Source organism: Rhizobium sp. BK661 (genome assembly GCF_024808825.1).
GTDB lineage: Bacteria > Pseudomonadota > Alphaproteobacteria > Rhizobiales > Rhizobiaceae > Rhizobium.
Genome location: NZ_JANTYT010000004.1, coordinates 65,661 through 81,912, shown reverse-complemented (window position 1 = coordinate 81,912; position 16,252 = coordinate 65,661). Strand labels below are relative to the sequence as shown.

The window sequence follows — 16,252 nt, the reverse complement described above, 5'->3', positions numbered from 1 at the left end:
TTTTTGGGCGACACACCTACTTTACGCGGGCGGGTCGACCGTCACCTGAGGACACTTTCTCCTGAGAGAACCGATACCCCTCACTCGCGCGAACGCAGTCGAGGGGGCTTCCCCAACTGCTGCCGATAGTACACAGCAAATCGGCCGAGCTCGAAAAACCCGAAGTTCATCGCGATCCCGGTTACGGCCGAGCCCGGTGGTGCCGCCAGAAGCTTCCGCCGTCCGGCGAACCAGGGCGTTCAACTTCGCGCTCGACCATGATGCTCCGGTTTCTCTCCCTGACATGACCTGCGAATTCCGTGATCACGCCCCATACCCCTGAAACATGGGCCGGGATTCTAGGCGGCGAGTTTCGTCAATACAACGATCCTGGAGTTGCGGATGGCTAGTGGCCTTTCGTCGGCATTCGAAAAAGTGCCGTGTCCGCCGCGGACAGCGGGGCCATCAGACCTTTCCGATTCAAAGCTCGGACGAGCAATTGACCGATCTATCTGGCAAGGAGAAGGCAACCTACGAACAGCTCGCGCTCTTCTATAAGCATGTCTACTACGCCTTCGGGCGGACATTTAGCGGCTTGGGGACAGCCGAAGCTCTTCACGGACGAGGTTCGGACAGGATTGCGAAGCCTGCGGAAAGCTAGCTGAAAATTCTCTGCGCGTAGTGGCCCATAGCCGCTGCGCGCAGAACAGGTCATGCCTTCACGGCGCGAGGTGCCTTCCGATTGGTAAGGTAGACCCCGGCAACCACTATTGCCGTGCCAACGATCAGTGGAGGGGTAAGAGGTTCTCCAAATGCGATGAAGGCCTGGACCGCCACCGTAGGCGGGCAGAGGTAGATCAGGGACGCAGCGCGCGAAACCTGGCCCCGGCGGATCAAATAGAGAAGCAAGGCAATGCCGCCCACCGATATTCCGAACACCGACCAGGCAAGAGCAAGATAGGTCTCTACGGCACCGTCGAACCGAAACGTCTCGAAGGTGAGCGCAAAGGGAACGGTAAGGGCCAATGCCCCCAGATATTGCAACGTCGCGATGGCGGTCAGGTCACCATTTTGAAGGTGCTTCTTCTGGTAGATTGTCCCGTAGGTGACAGAGAACATCGCAGCCAGGTTGACGGCGAGCGGAATGCCAGCATGAAGGAGATCGGACACGCCGGGTTGCATGAGCTTTGGCGAGATGGCCACAGCGATACCAATGAAGCCGAGCGCCAGACCCGCCGTTTGTGACGACCGTAACCGTTCGCCGATGAGGAAGCTGGCTGCCATGGCCGTCAGGAGCGGCTGCATTGCGGCAATGATGCCAGAGATGCCGGCAGGAACGCCGTGCGCCACCGCCCACCAGACGCCCCCGAGATAGCAGCCGTGTAGGAAAACGCCGGAATAGACTGCCCGCCACGCCAATGCGCCACTGGGCCATTTGGTCCTGATGGCGAGGCAGATGGTGAAGAAGGCGACCGCCGACAGCGCATAGCGGATCGTGAGAAATGTGAAGGGCTCGGAGTGAAGCGCCGCGTACTTGGCGATGATCCAGCCAGTCGACCAAAGGAATACAAAAATGGCTGGCGCGAAACGGTCAAGGGTCATAAATATCTCTAATGTTCGAGAAACTTGGTGGTCATAAATCTTTGGATTTTCGGCGTCTAAAGCCGATTTTTGACGCTCACTTCAGCGCGGTTGATGAGTATGCTTTTGTGCCTCGAGCAATGCGGCAGCGGCCGTGTACCCACCGCTCATCCCGTCCAGGAAGTGCAAATGGGCGCCCGGAGCACCGGTCGGCACGAGGCAGGTCATCAGCGCGTGAGACTGACGATGCACTCCGAAATAGACCTCACCGCGATCTTTCGCCGAGGCCAGGAGCGCTTCAATGTCCTCAATCTGCTCTGGCGTACAGTCCAGGGTCAGGCGAAGGACATCGTCGTACCTCCTGTAGTCCGAGTTCAGAACGACGTCTTCCCATCCCTTTCCGCCAAGATAGTCAGCGACGTCGTCCGTGATCACGACATCGTTGGGAACGGGGCGCGATGAGCCGTCCCTCGCACCGAGCGCAGTGAGCAATTGCCTTGCCAGCACGGTGAAGGCTTCCTGCCGCGTATGATCCTGCGGCTCAACAAGAAGGGAGACGATATCTCCACGCTGACTTGGGATGGGTGCCCACTCGCAAGTCAATCCTTTCAGATCGGGGGGTGTGTAGTCCTCGCATGGCAGGAGCGCGTGATTTCCAGCCTTGATTTCCCTGTCAGCCCAGTTCAGCCCGCCGCCCGCAAACATGGTATATGTGGCTGTTTCCGATGCGGCGAATTGCGCGACCTTCACGTCACTTCCAGCCGCTCGTATGTCCTTGACTTCCACCAAGCCGATTCTGAGGTCGAGCCGCAGTTGATCGCGCGCATAGCCCGCGACGCGGCGCAGGACGCCGATCGCGGTGCCTCTTGCACCAGGGTCGAAGGCAAATGCTGCACCGTCGCCGCGAAACACGAATGGAAAGTCGAAGTTGCCGAAAGCATTGCCCAACGCCGCAATCGCCGACGCACCGGCGAAATTCACATCCTTATAGTGCCCTCGGGCAATAGCCGAGGTTGAATCGACGACGTCGGTGATTCCGATCAGCCAGTCATCGGGTAAGGGCGTGTAGCTTGTCGTGTCCAGCAGTTCGGCGAAATCACGGCTGGCTTCGGGTCGTCGGAATGCCTTGTCCATTGAATCCTCCTACATCAAAGGTTTGCCCACCTGGCCCACCAAAGCGGCAGACCAGGCGGGTTTCCGTTCACATAAGGGTCGTCACGACATCGACATTGCCGTGTGTTGCCTTCGAGTACGGGCAGATGTTGTGGGCGTCATCCAGCAGCTCGGTTGCCACTGCGGGGTCGATGCCAGGAACGCTTACGTTGAGGCGAGCACTAAGGAAGTACGAACCTTCCTCCAGATTCAGGTCAATCTCGGCGTCAACCGCGACTCCGGCCGGAAGCTTGATGTGCTTCAGCGACGCCGCATACTCGATAGCGCCCATGTAGCAGGCGGACCAGGCGGCACCGAACAGGTTTTCGGCTGCCGGATGTGGCTGCTTCATCTTGATGTCCAGATGGCCATCGCTGCTGCGTGCGCCGCCATCGCGACCGTTTGTGTTGTGGGTCTTACCGGTGAAAAGAACCTTGTGTGTCATGGCGAAACTCCTCTGTGTTGGTTGAGTGTCTGCACCGTTGTGCTGCCAACAGAGGTACTGCCGCACGACCGAAATCGCACGTTAGGCGTTGTTAGACGTTGATTGATGCGGCGCTCCAACAAACAAGGATTAACAACGCCTAACGTGAGCGTCGGACCTCCTCGGCGTAGCTTTTAGGGCAGCACAACGGTGCAGACTCTCAATCGCCATTTCTCGAGGAGAGAGACCATGACCACCACCAGAACCGAAGTTATCGACGTGAACCGACGCCGGCTTTTAGGCGCGGCCGCAACTGGCGCCGCCGCACTCGGCATCGCAAACCTGTTCCCCGACCGCTCTATTGCAGCGAGCGATCCCGAAGCGATCCGCCCGTTCCGGGTCAACGTTCCAGAAGCTGATCTTGATGACCTACGTTATCGGCTGGCCCGAACCCGCTTGCCGGAGAAAGAAACGGTGAGCGACTTCTCGCAAGGGGTGCCGCTGAAGACCATCAAGCAGGTCTTGCGGCACTGGCAGACCCAGTATGATTGGCGCAAGGTCGAAGCCCGGATCAATGCCGTGCCGAACTTCCTCACGGAGATCGATGGCCTGGATATCCACTTCATCCACGTTCGTTCGAAGCACGAAAACGCACTGCCGCTGGTCGTGACGCACGGTTGGCCGGGCTCGATCGTCGAGCAGCTGAAGATCATTGGCCCTCTGACCGACCCGACTGCCTATGGAGGTGATGCCTCCGACGCGTTCCACGTCGTCATCCCGTCCATGCCAGGCTATGGCTTTTCCGGAAAGCCCGACGCCACCGGCTGGGGACCGGAGCGCGTGGCGGCCGCATGGACTACCCTGATGCGTCGGTTGGGATACAAGAACTTCGTTGCCCAGGGCGGCGACTGGGGTGCAGTGGTCACCGACATGATCGGCGTACAAGCCCCACCCGAACTGCTCGGCATCCACACCAACATGCCCGGAGCAATTCCCGTGGAGATCAACAGCGCATCCTTTGCCGGCGCTCCTGCTCCGGAGGGCTTGTCCGACGAAGAGCGGAGCACGTACGACCAGCTCGTCTTCTTCTACAAGCACGTGTACTACGCCTTCCTGATGGGAACGCGACCGCAGACGCTGACTGGATTGGCCGACTCTCCGATCGCCCTTGCGACATACATGCTCGACCACGATGCCCGGAGCCTTGAACTGATCGCCCGCTCCTTTGACGGCCAGAAAGAAGGTCTGAGCCCCGACGACGTACTCGACAACGTCACGCTGTTCTGGCTGACCAACACAGGTGTGTCGGCCGCTCGTCTCTACTGGGAAAACAAGCTCGCCTTCTTTGCGCCCAAGGGCGTCAAGGTACCTGTCGCGGTGAGTGTCTTCCCGGATGAGCTTTATCAGACGCCGCGCAAGTGGGCCGAGGCCGCCTACCCCAACCTCATCCACTACAACAAGGTGGCAAAGGGCGGCCATTTCGCGGCCTGGGAACAGCCCAAGCTCTTTGTCGATGAAGTGCGGACCGGGTTCCGCAGCTTGCGGAAATCTGGCTGACCACTTCAGGCGCGTGCACGGCGCGCGCCTCCCTCCTTCCCCGGGGTACGATCATGCAACATGTGCATACTGCCAGGACAGAGACGATTGGCAGCCGAGAGAACGGCTTCGCCCGCAGCTCGGACGGTGCTCTCGATATCAGACTTTCCAATCCTGCCGGCAATCGGCTCGGTACGAACCCGGAGCAGCTTGTCGCGATCGCCTGGTCGGCGAGTTTCGCAAGTTCGCTGAAGCATGTCGCCGACCTTAGGCGGATCAAGCTCCACGCAGATGTCAGGATATACGCCAATGTGGAGTTATCCTCGGACGACCAGGGATACGTCGTCGGCGTCCGCCTAGACATCTACCTGCCAGGGCTGGATCGCGAGAGTGCATCACTTTTGATTGAGGCGGCTCGGCATGAGTGCCCATACTGCCGGGCAACACACGGCAACATCCGTGCCTTCTACAATCTCGTCTGAGTACTCGAAGTGCGCAAACCGAATGTTGAGCCGCCATGGCTCCGAAGAAGGCGTTGGAGTATAACGAGGGCGGTGGAGGTGGTCAGGGGGAATGCCATGACGCGGGCTGGTGGCGATGCAGCAGGTGACCTGTCCTTCGGCCCCTTTTGTTTGAATGTCGGTCAGCGGCTGCTTGCGAAGGAAGGGGTTCCGGTCGAGCTTGGCGCCCGCGCCCTGGATCTTTTGATCGCGCTGGTATCCGCTCCGAACACCCTCTTGAGCAAAAGTGATTTGATGTCCCGGATTTGGCCGGACGTTATCGTTGAAGAGGGTAATCTGCGCTTCCACATGACCGGGCTGCGCAAAGCCCTTGGCGATGGGCAGGACGGTGCTCGCTATATCACCACGATCCCCGGCCGCGGCTACTGCTTCGTCGCGCCCATCACAGGCTCGGCCCACGTGCTGGTGACTGATGATGGCGCGGCGAAATTCAGGCATGCCAATCTCCCCAACCGCTTGGAACGCATGGTCGGGCGCGAGGGTGATATCCTCGACCTCTCGGAGAGACTGTCGAGGTTTCCCGTCGTATCCATCGTAGGGAGTGGAGGCGTCGGCAAGACCACCGTCGCGATTGCATTGGCCAATCATTTGGCGACGACGTTCGATGGAGCCGCGGTACTTGCCGATTTCGGAACGCTAAGCGATCCATCACTTGTTTCGCCCGCCCTCGCGTCCATGCTTGGAATACCCGTCGGCTCCGATGACGTGCGCCCCAGCCTGCTCGCTTATCTCCGTGACAAGCGGATCCTTCTTGTGTTCGATACCTGCGAGCACGTGGTCGATACCGTGGCAGACCTTGCAGCTAGCATAATCGACGCCGCGCCGCAGGTCCGCATCGTGGTCACGAGCCGCGAAGCTCTCAGGATCGAAGGCGAAAGCATCTACAAGCTCGACACCCTTGCCTGCGCACCGGACGATCCGGAAATTACAGCCGAAACCATTCTCTCCTATCCGGCTTCCCAATTGTTTGTCGAACGAACTGCCGCAAGCGGCGCCGCGTTGGCCATAACTGACGAGGACGCGCATATCATTGCAGCGATCTGCCGTAAGCTCGACGGTATGGCGCTCGCGCTGGAACTGGCCGCGCGACGGGTCGAGGCCTATGGCCTTTCCCAGACGGCTGCCCTACTCGATCAGCATCTTGCCCTCGCATGGGTGGGATCACGCAACGCGCCGCCTCGTCAGAAGACCCTGCAGGCGACACTCGACTGGAGCTACGGGCTGCTGCCGGAACTGGATCGCACCGTTCTTCGGAGACTGGCGATCTTCGTTGGCGATTTCACGCTTGATGCCGCCTGGGAAGTGATCGCGACACCTCCCCTTGATCGACCTGCGCTTTTTGGTGCCGTCGATAGTCTTGTTGCCAAGTCCCTGCTGAGCGCGAATTCCTTCGGCGCGATGATGCGCTATCGATTGCTCGATACCACGCGAGCCTACGCGCTCCATGGGCAGACCGAAGATGATCGCGCGGAACTGGCTGCAAGCCACGCCTCATACTACCGACGTTGGCTTGAGCAGTTTGGCCCAGATTGGCCAACGCTCTCCAGCGGACCCGAGCGACTACCCTATTTCCTTGGAATCAACAACGTCCGGGCTGCCTTGGAATGGGCGTTCGGCAACAACGGCAACGCCGACGTCGGCATCGGCCTGGCCGCTGCGGCGGTTCCTGTATTTCAGGCGATGTCGCTCTTTCCGGAATGCCAGCGCTGGTCCGAGCAGGCTCTTTCTGCAATGGACGATCGCCATCGGGGAAGCCGTGAGGAGATGCATCTTCAGGCCGGCCGCGGCATTTCCCGCATGTATCTTCACGGCGGCCGTGACACGCTCCCCGCCCTCACCAGGAGCCTCGAGATAGCAGAGGGACGAGGAGACGCGGTCGATCAGCTAAAGGTTCTCGGCCCATTGAACATGTTTCATCTCCGGACGGGAGATTTCAAATCGGCGCTCCAGTGCGCCTTTCGGTGTTCTTCCGTCGCTGAGGCAACCGGAGAGGCGTCCGCGATTTCGCTTGGGCACTTCTTCCTCGGCAATTCATTGCACTTCAGCGGCGAACTTAGCCGCGCCAGGGTCGAACTGGAGGCCGCGCTATCGAGCGACCCGCTCCCGGGCCGCGCGCCCGGAAGCTATGTCGGTTTCCAGGGTCGCGGGCTGGCAGGCGGAATACTCGCGAGAAACCTTTGGCTACAAGGCCTTCCTGACCAAGCTGAATTCAGGGCACGGCAAACGATCAAGGAAGCGGCTGAAGCGGACCATTCGTTGACGCTTTGCATCGCGCTGCTCGGTGGCATCGCGGTTTTTCTTTGGCGCGGCGACCTAGAGAGTGCGCAGCAGCACATTGATTGGCTCATATCCCGTGCGGGGCTGCACTCCCTGTCGCCATACGTATCGGTGGCGAGAGGCTTTGAGGGAGAAATCGCCATCCGGCGGGGCGACCCCAGCGCAGGTGTCCGTAGCCTCCGAAGCTGCGTCGAAAGACTGCATGGGGCGACCTATGAGGTCTTCACCACCATGCTGGAACTCTCGCTTATCAAAGGGCTGGCGTTGTCGGGCAAAGCCTACGAAGGGTTGGAACGGGTCGAGAAAGCCCTCCAATCGGTCGAAGCCAACGGAGACTTCTGCTACAGCCCTGAACTCTTGCGAATAAAGGGGAACCTTTTGCGATCGACTTCTCCTTCGGAGGAGGCGCGCAGATGCATTAGAGCGGCCATCGACGCAAGTCGAAAGATGGGCGCACGCGGGTGGGAATTGCGCGCTTCCTGCGATCTCGCCGCTCTTGAAACGGAATACGGGAAAAAAGAGGAAGCCGCGGCAATTCTTCAACCAATCGTTGTTGGGTTCGACGAGGGCCAGAACACGGAGGATCTGAAGGCAGCTGAAGATATAATGATGCGTACCGAATGCTAGGGACGGACCATACCAGTTCCTCCGTGGCCTCACCGCAAGGGCTGCGCCGGTCCACACTTACAGGCCCTACGGCTCCACAATCGTGAGCAAGGCGGCCGAGCCCCTCGACGAACCGACAGTGGTTTCATCAATCAACTCGCGAGCGGAACGGTGCGCGGCGGGCGTGCCCATCATTCAAAAATGCTGATGGTATCCATAAACTCTATTCGTTTGATTGATGGGAGCAGAACACCCATATTCCATACATCAAACAAGCGTCATCCGACGATGAAAGGAAACGGAAATGACGACGATTACCTTCAGGCACACCAAGACGCCTTCAACCGAAGCCCATTTGCATATTGCCGACTACGCCCGTAAGCTGGTTCATGCATGGCACCAGTGGCAGGCTGCTCGCGAGATCGAATCCATGTCTTTCGATATGCGGAAGGACATTGGTTGGCCGTCGGCGGATGGCGCGGATGAGCGCAAGGTTATGTAATGAATCCGACATTCCTCCCCGTGTGAAAGCGGCGCCTTGCTTTCGAGCAGCGCCGCTTTCTCCGTTTTTAGGGCCACCCAATTAAATCTTGAATTTCATACACATATTTTTGCTGAAGCCGGCTTTTGTGAACTTTTGAAGACGGCAATCGTCATTTGATCATCGTCAATTTCAGCAATGTCGCAAATTTGCTCTTTGCGGCCGCATTTATCCATGAGAATGTCGCTTTCAGGATATCGAAACGACGTATTCCAAGCAACGAATAGTGCATTCGCACCTCCAGCACGGATTTGTCTCATGAACAAGATGTCGCATAAGCAACGCTCTCTCGTCTTCTTCATGGTTCCGCAGTTTACGATGCTGCCGTTTTCGGCGGCAATCGATACGCTGCGCATCGCCAACCGCATGCTCGGCTACCAGGCCTACACGTGGCGACTGACCTCGGTTGACGGCCAGAAGGTCTATTCTTCCTGCGGCATCGGCGTCGAGGCAAACACGTCGCTTTCTGACGAGCGCCGCAACCTCGGTGGCGAGCATCGCCCGAACATGGTGCTGGTCTGTTCCGGCATCGACGTCGAGGACTTCAACAACAAGTCCGTCAGTGCCTGGCTGCGCGAATCCTACAATCGCGGCGTCGCCGTCGGCAGCCTCTGTACGGGCGCACATATCCTCGCGCAGGCGGGCCTGCTGAATGGCAAGCGCTGTGCGATCCACTGGGAAAACCTGCCGGGTTTTTCGGAAGCCTTTCCGCAGGCCGAGGTCTATGCCGATCTCTATGAGGTCGACAGCAACCTTTATACCTGTGCCGGCGGCACCGCGTCGCTCGACATGATGCTGAACCTGATCGGCCAGGACTTCGGCGAAACACTTGTCAACCGGGTCTGCGAGCAGCACCTGACCGACCGCGTCCGCAGCCCGAACGATCGCCAGCGGCTGCCGCTCCGCGCGCGCCTCGGCGTCCAGAATGCCAAGGTTCTTTCGATCATCGAATTGATGGAGGGCAATCTCTCGGAGCCGCTATCGCTGCTTGAGATCGCGGATGGCGTCGACCTGTCACGCCGCCAGATCGAACGGTTATTCCGCCAGGAAATGGGGCGTTCTCCCGCCCGCTACTATCTGGAAATACGGCTAGATCGCGCCCGCCATCTGCTGGTACAGTCCTCTATGCCGGTCGTCGAAGTCGCCGTCGCCTGCGGCTTCGTTTCGGCCTCGCACTTCTCCAAGTGTTATCGCGAACTCTACCACCGTTCGCCGCAGCAGGAGCGCGCAGAGCGCAAGATGACGATGGCAACGGCGCGCCAAGCCATCGCAGCCTAAATGACGCCGGGGCGGCTATTGAGCCGCCTCCTCCGTCATCCGCGCGTCGGAATAGACCTGATTGCGCCCTTTGTGCTTGGCCATATACAGAAACTGGTCGGCGGCATTGAGATAGTTGTCGAAGGTTTCGTAGTCGGAAACTTCGGCAACGCCGATCGACACGGTGACGGAAAGTTCCTCGTCGTCCGCCATCACCTTCAGGCGTGAGATATCCGACCGGATCTCGTCACACAGTTTGCTCGCGGCGCTCGAATCCATCATCGGAAACAGGATCGCAAACTCCTCGCCGCCAAGGCGTGAAAGAAGGTTGTCGCTTCCCTCGAAGATTGTCGCCAGTCGATCCGCGACCGCCTTCAGCACCTCGTCTCCGATCTCATGTCCATAGGTGTCGTTCAGCCGCTTGAAATGATCGATATCGAGAATCGCCACCGCGGCCGCAGCCTTGTGACGCAGGCAATCATTCACCAGCTTCGGTCCGAGGTCGTAGAAATAGCGTCTGTTATAGAGGCCCGTGAGATAGTCGCAGGCCGCGGCCGCCCGAAGTTGCTTCAGCTGCGCCAAGGTCTCGACGTTGTTAGCGATACGGCACTGCAGTTCTTCGGCCACGAACGGCCTGTAGAGAAAATCGGATGCGCCGGCCTTCAAGAAACTCGCAGAAAGCATGCGGTCGCTCGAGGATGAAACACCAATGATCCGCAACCTGTCTGAGCCATAGTGCCGACGTATCCGCCGGGTCAACTCGTAACCGCTCATATCGGGCATATGGTGATCGGTGATGACGACCTCGATGTCGTCGTAGGCCTCCAGCGCGGCGAAAGCCTCGAGCCCGGAAACCGCTTCGATAACCATGTATTGCTGTGCTTCCAGCAATCCGACAAGGATCTGGCGTGCGGAAGCCACATCATCGACCACGAGGATCCGTGTCTTCCTGTTCGACAATACACGTCTGGCGCTGGCGACCACGTTGTCGAGCGCGAACTCGTTGTCCTTCAGTACATAGTCGACAACACGGCGCTCCATGATGCGGTTGCGCGTATCAAGATCGAAGGTGGCGGTGAAGACGATGGTTGGCACACCTGCCTCGATGGTGCAGTCGAGCGCCTCGCCATAAGGCGCATCCGGCAGATTGAGGTCGACGATCGCCATCATATAGTCGTTCGGCGACTGGGCGATGGTCTCGTTCAGTATCCTTAGAGAGGAGCACGGTTTGACGTTCAAACCAAGTTCCGCATGAAGCCGATGGCACAAGACCGCGGAAAACATCCGGGAATCCTCAACCAGAAGTACCCACTGGCCACCAAAGCGTGGCCCGGATCCATCCCGATGGAGATCCTCCCGGAAAGCCATTCACCCTTATCCCCCAGAAAGTCGCCGCGGTTCGAATCGACCATCTTTTCGACTTTTGTGAAGATAACTCACAGAAACACGCGTGAGAAGATATCGAGACTTGGCAACACTTGAAATTGCAAAAATCTCAATCTCAGAAGGGTGAGCGGGCCTCCGCCTAACATCGCCGGGCGGAGGCCGTGTGTCAGGCAACGGCCCGTTCCTTACGCATCGACTGGATCTGCAACAGTGTGTCAAGGTTCTGGTTGACGCGGCAGTAGAACTCTTCGTCGATGAACGGCCGCAGCATGAAGTCATTGCCGCCCGCCTTGAGGAACCGTGCGGACAGCAACCGGTTCGACGATGACGATACGCCGATGATGCGCAACTCATGCGAACCAATGCTGGCGCGGATGCGCCGGGTGAGCTCGAACCCATCAATGTCGGGCATGTTGTAATCGGTGATCATCAAGCCGATGTCGCGGTTTGTCTTGAGGATCTCGAGCGCCTTGGCGCCGCTATCAGCCGTGCTCACACGGAAATTGTAGCGCTTGAGGCGGCTCGACAGCAGAGCGCGAGCCGTCGGGCTGTCATCGACAATCAGGACGTGGTGACGGTGATTGGTGAGGAAACGGCAGATCGATTCTGCAAGCAGATCAACGGCGAAGACATTGTCCTTGAGAATGTAATCGACGATGTCCTTAGCCATCAGCTTGTCGCGCATACCCTCCTGGAAGGTGCCGGTGAAGACGATGGTCGGGATGCTGAGATCGATCAGGTATTCCAGCGCCTCGCCATTTTCGGCGCCCGGCAGATTGATGTTGGAAATGGCAAGCGTGATCGGGTCCGTGGATTTGTCATAGGACAGTTGCAGCTCTTCGAAACTCCGGCAGATTTCCACGTCGATATCGAAGAGCTCTTTCAGCCGTTTGCCGATCATCGACGTAAATACGTTGGAATCCTCCGCCAGAATAATGCGCGCATCAGCAAACATGCCTCCGGAATATTGCATTCCCGAAATACCCAAAAACGCCATTTCCAAACCTTTTGATGAAACTCCTGTCCCCGGCTGAAATCGGTACAACACCCGGTTTGAATAAGTATTAATCGGCCATCGCCACTGACCAACAAAAAGGCGACCACAAGGGCCGCCTTGGCATTCTTCAAAACATGCTTAAAAGACTATGCGCGCAGCCGCATTGTCAGGATCGAACTGGCTCTCGCCGACAAGGGTGGCGTTGTACGTCGTTCCGAGAATCTTGATCCTCAGCCTTGTGCCTTCCTTGGCATAGTCGGGCCGCAGCATCGCCAAGGCCAGCGATCGATTGGTACTTGTGGACCTGGCCGACATGCAAATAGGCAAGCCGCAAGAGGCCTTTGGCCGAAAATCCGTGAACAGAAATGGCAGTCAGAGTGTCGCGTCATTCACTTTACGACGGCCGAACCCTTGATGATGTCGATCGTTTCACCGCCGCTGAGACCAATCCGATCGCCATCAGGCGCAGTGATGAAGCAGCCCGCCGGGCAGAACGTTTGCGACGCGCCGGGATCGAGCACAAGCTGCATCTTGTTGCCGCCCTCGGTAAGGACGATCACAACAGCGGCGCTGTCGGTGTTGGTGATGGAAGCTGCGTAAGTTTGGCCTGCGGCCATGAGTGACAGAAACAGTACGACGGCAAATTTTGCCATGCAGTGCGGCGCGGATGAAGCGCCCTCCCTTGGAGCGTCTCGGCGCTGCTGCCCCCAGCAACGAAAACCCGATTGCCGACGTTATATAGCGACCGCTCTGAACGATCGCTGAACAACGCCTTTACCCCTTGAGATTGCCATCTGCCGATTTGCCGCGCAACCGGCGCACCGTACCGGCTTCTTCGTCCACTTCACTCGCCTCGGAGGCGTCTTCGATCTTCGCTGGTGGTTTGCCGGCGGCAGTTGCCGTTCCGACGTGGTCCGCCTGACGATGGAACACGACATCGCTCTGCGGGAGGGGAATTTCGACGCCCTCCTCCCGGAACCTCTTGAGGATCGCGATACGCAGATCATTCCTGACCTTCAGGCCGTCACCCATGTCCGCAAGCATGAAACGAAGCTCGAAGTCCAGCGAATACGGCCCGAACCGCAGGAACTCCACGTGTGGCTCAGGATTGCGGAGCACCACGGGTACGGCGTTGACGAGTTCCAACAGAATATCCATCACCTTTTGCGGGTCGGACTCGTAGCTTACCGAAACCGGAATTTCGGACCGCCCCATCTTGTTGCGGTGCGTCCAGTTGCCGACAGATGCGTTGATCAATTCGGAATTCGGCACGATGATCGACTGCTTGCGGAACGTCTCGATCTCAGTCGCGCGCACGGAAATCCGCTTCACGATGCCTTCGGCGGTGCCGGAGACTACGTGGTCGCCCACCTTGAACGGCCGCTCGACAAGCAGGATCAGGCCGGACACGAAGTTCGACACGATGTTCTGGAGACCGAAACCGATACCAACCGAAAGCGCGGAGGCAACGAGCGCGAAGCTCGAGAGGTCAATGCCCGCTGCTGAAACGCCGACAATCGCCGCAAGGCCGACGCCGAGATAACCGATGCCCGTCTTGACCGAATTCCGAACGCCGAGATCGACATGGCTGCGGGCCATGACGTTGCCGTCAAGCCAGCGCTGGATCCAACGGGTCAGCAGGTAACCGCCGGCAAAGAGCAGGATACCGGTCATGATGCCGACCAGCGAAATACTGATACCGCCCAGCCGGACCTCCGTAAGAAGGCGATAGGCGATGAGCTGGAGGTCCTGGATATGGAAGCCCCACAGCAGCAGCACCAGCGGAATGCCGACCATCAGCGCAATCGCCGAGATGCACATCCCGACCAACAATCCCGCTTGGTCGATGGCGACCGGGCCGAGTTTGAAGCGTCGCTGAAGGAAGCGGCCAAACGACGTCTCGCCGAAGGTCTCGCTGCGAGAAATGGCCTTCCCCGACAAAAGACCGATATAGGTCGTAACGATGATCGCGCCGGTGATGATCAACTGGGTGGCAACGAAGCGGGCAAGCCCGACGTAGCCGGTCAAAGCTGTTATGATCAAACCTGCACCAAGCACGCGCAAGATGATCGCCATGCCGCGTGGCCAATGCCGTCCCGGCGCGTCCGGATCACCGTTTCGCGCCAGCATTGGACGACCGAAAGAGGCTGCGATCAGGATGAGGCCGATGATCAGGGCCGCGATCAGACTCTTGACGACGGTCAGGACCAGTGGAGATCCGAGCTCCTCGCTGATGCTGCCGAGGAGATAATCGAGCGCGTTGACGACGGCCATCGCAAGCAGGCAAGCGCCAATCGAGCTCGCGCCGCGGTTGGAAAGCTTGACAAGGCGCCAATGCGGCTCCTTGGGCGCGAACACTGCATTGGTGAAGCGCCTGACGAAATAGATCAGCCCTATCGACCCGAAGAGAGCGCCGATGATGGGCGCGATATCAGGCCTCAAAACGTTGAAACTGTTGAGGAAGAAGTAGGACGTGACCAGCAGGGCGGCGAGCGCGAGCGTCCTGATGAGCGTCGACCAGAAAGCAATGGAGAGACGGTTTATGTAGGAAGGTTGCTCGTCCGTCTCCTTGCGCTGCAGGTAGCGGCCGAAGACTCGATAGCCGCCGGATAGAAGCACAAGGGCTGTCGCCAGGGACATGAAGATGGCGGCAAAGAAGGCGAAAGCCTTGAACTTCAAGACGAAGCCGAGCCAGCTGCTCAGGGCCTGGATGAACTCCGAGCCTTCCTGAACGAAGGCGCGTCCCGCATCGTCGAGGACAGAAAACGAAATGTCCGTGCGCCGTAGCAGAGTAGCGGCGAAGAGCTGACGGCGGGTCTCGGCAATGCGGTTGCCAAGCTTGCCAATGGCGGCAGAAAGGGTTTCGGCATCGCCGGTGACGGCGTTGATCTGCGCACGCTCCGAGGTCAAGGCGTTACGCTCGGTCGTGACGATCTCAGCCTCTGCCGGTTGACCTTCCTTCGGCGGATCGCCCAGTTCGGCGAGGCGGTTCTTGATCTGGTCGAGCCGTGGCCTCAGGCCGACGGAAACGTTGAGGACCGTGCGTCCGAGTTCATCGGTCTTTCCGGCAAAAGCCACCAGCGCGTCGTCATCGTCGCTCTTCTGTTTGACACCGTCCTCCAGCGAGGCGAGATCCTGCTTTGCCTTCTCGATCGCCTTCGCGGCCTGCTCGACTGGGCTGTCGACGACAGACGGCTGCTCAGTCGCTTGCGTCGGCTGCGCGGCCTGCGGTGCAGCCGTCTGGGCGCCCGCAAGGTTCGCGCCGACTACCGCCAGCGTTGCGACAAGGAGAATGCGAAGCAAGAATTGTGTCGGCCGCAAAATGTCCCCGCTCGGGTTTGCTGGATCAAATTGAAATCCAGCTTTTCATAAGAAAGAAAGGCGACAGAAAGGCGACGCGATCAGAAGCCTGCGCCCGGCTGCGCCAGATACTCCAGTTCTGCCGCACTCGACTGCCGCCCGACGATGGCGTTCCGGTGCGGAAACCGCCCGTAGGCTGCAATCACGTCCCGGTGGCGAAGCGCATAGTCGATATATTCCTCATCGCCAAGCGCCCTGAACAACGCGACCGCGCGCTCCTGTTCTTCCAGATCTTCACAATGCTCGAAAGGCATGTAGAAGAACGTCCTGCACTCCGGGCTGACCTGCATATCGGCGCCAACTTCCAGTGCGAGCTTTGCCTCGCGCAGTGCAAGCCCGTCGGTCGCGAAGGCGAACGGTGTCGCACGATAAATATTGCGCGGAAACTGGTCGAGTACGATGACGGCGGCAAGCCTGCTGTTTGGCGTCGCACGCCATTCCTCGGTCACGCCACGAGAGAGTGCGAGATGGGTGTCGCGGAAACGGTGGCGGATATCCCGATCAAGCTCCGTTGTCGTGGCGAACCATTGGTCTCGCCCGCACTCCTCGAACCAGAAGTCGAAGACCTCCTGCGGCGTACAGACATATCCGAGCTCCATATTTCCTCCCGACGAACACCGACCGATTGCAAGGCA

Annotated in this window: 15 protein-coding genes; 6 read left to right on the top strand and 9 right to left on the bottom strand. The window is 58.9% G+C overall.

Features of this window, described 5'->3' with window-relative positions:
* The first annotated feature begins 478 nt into the window (after window positions 1-478).
* Complete coding sequence (locus FHX16_RS11085) at window positions 479-640, top strand: hypothetical protein (protein ID WP_183862926.1); 162 nt, start codon at window positions 479-481, stop codon at window positions 638-640.
* A 50-nt stretch (window positions 641-690) separates the two neighbouring features.
* Here FHX16_RS11085 and FHX16_RS11080 read toward each other — a convergent pair whose 3' ends face one another.
* The 3 genes from FHX16_RS11080 to FHX16_RS11070 all read right to left on the bottom strand — a co-directional run bounded on the left by FHX16_RS11080 (window position 691) and on the right by FHX16_RS11070 (window position 3,157).
* On the bottom strand, window positions 691-1,581 hold the full coding sequence (locus FHX16_RS11080; protein WP_259128062.1) for a DMT family transporter: 891 nt from the start codon (window positions 1,579-1,581) through the stop codon (window positions 691-693).
* A gap of 81 nt (window positions 1,582-1,662) precedes the next feature.
* Window positions 1,663-2,694 carry a DUF3095 family protein gene (locus tag FHX16_RS11075; protein WP_183862930.1) on the bottom strand — a complete coding sequence of 344 codons (1,032 nt, stop codon included), beginning with the start codon at window positions 2,692-2,694 and terminating at the stop codon, window positions 1,663-1,665.
* Window positions 2,695-2,761: 67 nt separating this feature from the next.
* The gene (locus tag FHX16_RS11070) at window positions 2,762-3,157 is read right to left on the bottom strand and encodes an Ohr family peroxiredoxin (RefSeq protein ID WP_183862932.1); all 396 of its coding nucleotides are present in this window, start codon (window positions 3,155-3,157) and stop codon (window positions 2,762-2,764) included.
* A gap of 228 nt (window positions 3,158-3,385) precedes the next feature.
* Here FHX16_RS11070 and FHX16_RS11065 point away from each other — a divergent pair, with 228 nt between their 5' ends.
* The 5 genes from FHX16_RS11065 to FHX16_RS11045 all read left to right on the top strand — a co-directional run bounded on the left by FHX16_RS11065 (window position 3,386) and on the right by FHX16_RS11045 (window position 9,895).
* Window positions 3,386-4,693 carry an epoxide hydrolase family protein gene (locus FHX16_RS11065; protein ID WP_183862934.1) on the top strand — a complete coding sequence of 436 codons (1,308 nt, stop codon included), beginning with the start codon at window positions 3,386-3,388 and terminating at the stop codon, window positions 4,691-4,693.
* Window positions 4,694-4,746: 53 nt separating this feature from the next.
* Entirely contained in the window at window positions 4,747-5,154 is a 408-nt protein-coding gene (locus FHX16_RS11060; protein WP_183862936.1) for an Ohr family peroxiredoxin, read from the top strand.
* Window positions 5,155-5,250: 96 nt separating this feature from the next.
* The gene (locus FHX16_RS11055; protein ID WP_183862938.1) at window positions 5,251-8,097 is read left to right on the top strand and encodes a winged helix-turn-helix domain-containing protein; all 2,847 of its coding nucleotides are present in this window, start codon (window positions 5,251-5,253) and stop codon (window positions 8,095-8,097) included.
* 283 nt (window positions 8,098-8,380) lie between these two features.
* On the top strand, window positions 8,381-8,578 hold the full coding sequence (locus tag FHX16_RS11050) for a hypothetical protein (protein ID WP_183756250.1): 198 nt from the start codon (window positions 8,381-8,383) through the stop codon (window positions 8,576-8,578).
* A gap of 297 nt (window positions 8,579-8,875) precedes the next feature.
* Complete coding sequence (locus tag FHX16_RS11045) at window positions 8,876-9,895, top strand: GlxA family transcriptional regulator (protein WP_183862940.1); 1,020 nt, start codon at window positions 8,876-8,878, stop codon at window positions 9,893-9,895.
* A 15-nt stretch (window positions 9,896-9,910) separates the two neighbouring features.
* Here FHX16_RS11045 and FHX16_RS11040 read toward each other — a convergent pair whose 3' ends face one another.
* The 6 genes from FHX16_RS11040 to FHX16_RS11015 form a co-directional block, all read right to left on the bottom strand.
* Complete coding sequence (locus FHX16_RS11040) at window positions 9,911-11,242, bottom strand: diguanylate cyclase (RefSeq protein ID WP_183862942.1); 1,332 nt, start codon at window positions 11,240-11,242, stop codon at window positions 9,911-9,913.
* Window positions 11,243-11,426: 184 nt separating this feature from the next.
* Window positions 11,427-12,257 carry a response regulator gene (locus FHX16_RS11035; RefSeq protein WP_183756247.1) on the bottom strand — a complete coding sequence of 277 codons (831 nt, stop codon included), beginning with the start codon at window positions 12,255-12,257 and terminating at the stop codon, window positions 11,427-11,429.
* Window positions 12,258-12,395: 138 nt separating this feature from the next.
* Window positions 12,396-12,572, bottom strand: coding sequence for a glycine cleavage T C-terminal barrel domain-containing protein (locus tag FHX16_RS11030; RefSeq protein ID WP_405049275.1), 177 nt, complete (start codon window positions 12,570-12,572; stop codon window positions 12,396-12,398).
* 74 nt (window positions 12,573-12,646) lie between these two features.
* Window positions 12,647-12,910 carry a hypothetical protein gene (locus tag FHX16_RS11025; protein WP_183756246.1) on the bottom strand — a complete coding sequence of 88 codons (264 nt, stop codon included), beginning with the start codon at window positions 12,908-12,910 and terminating at the stop codon, window positions 12,647-12,649.
* A 121-nt stretch (window positions 12,911-13,031) separates the two neighbouring features.
* Window positions 13,032-15,578 (bottom strand): mechanosensitive ion channel family protein, encoded by a 2,547-nt coding sequence (locus FHX16_RS11020; protein ID WP_183756245.1) that lies wholly within the window; start codon window positions 15,576-15,578, stop codon window positions 13,032-13,034.
* 80 nt (window positions 15,579-15,658) lie between these two features.
* The gene (locus FHX16_RS11015) at window positions 15,659-16,216 is read right to left on the bottom strand and encodes a DUF924 family protein (RefSeq protein ID WP_183862944.1); all 558 of its coding nucleotides are present in this window, start codon (window positions 16,214-16,216) and stop codon (window positions 15,659-15,661) included.
* Between the last annotated feature and the right edge of the window lie 36 nt (window positions 16,217-16,252).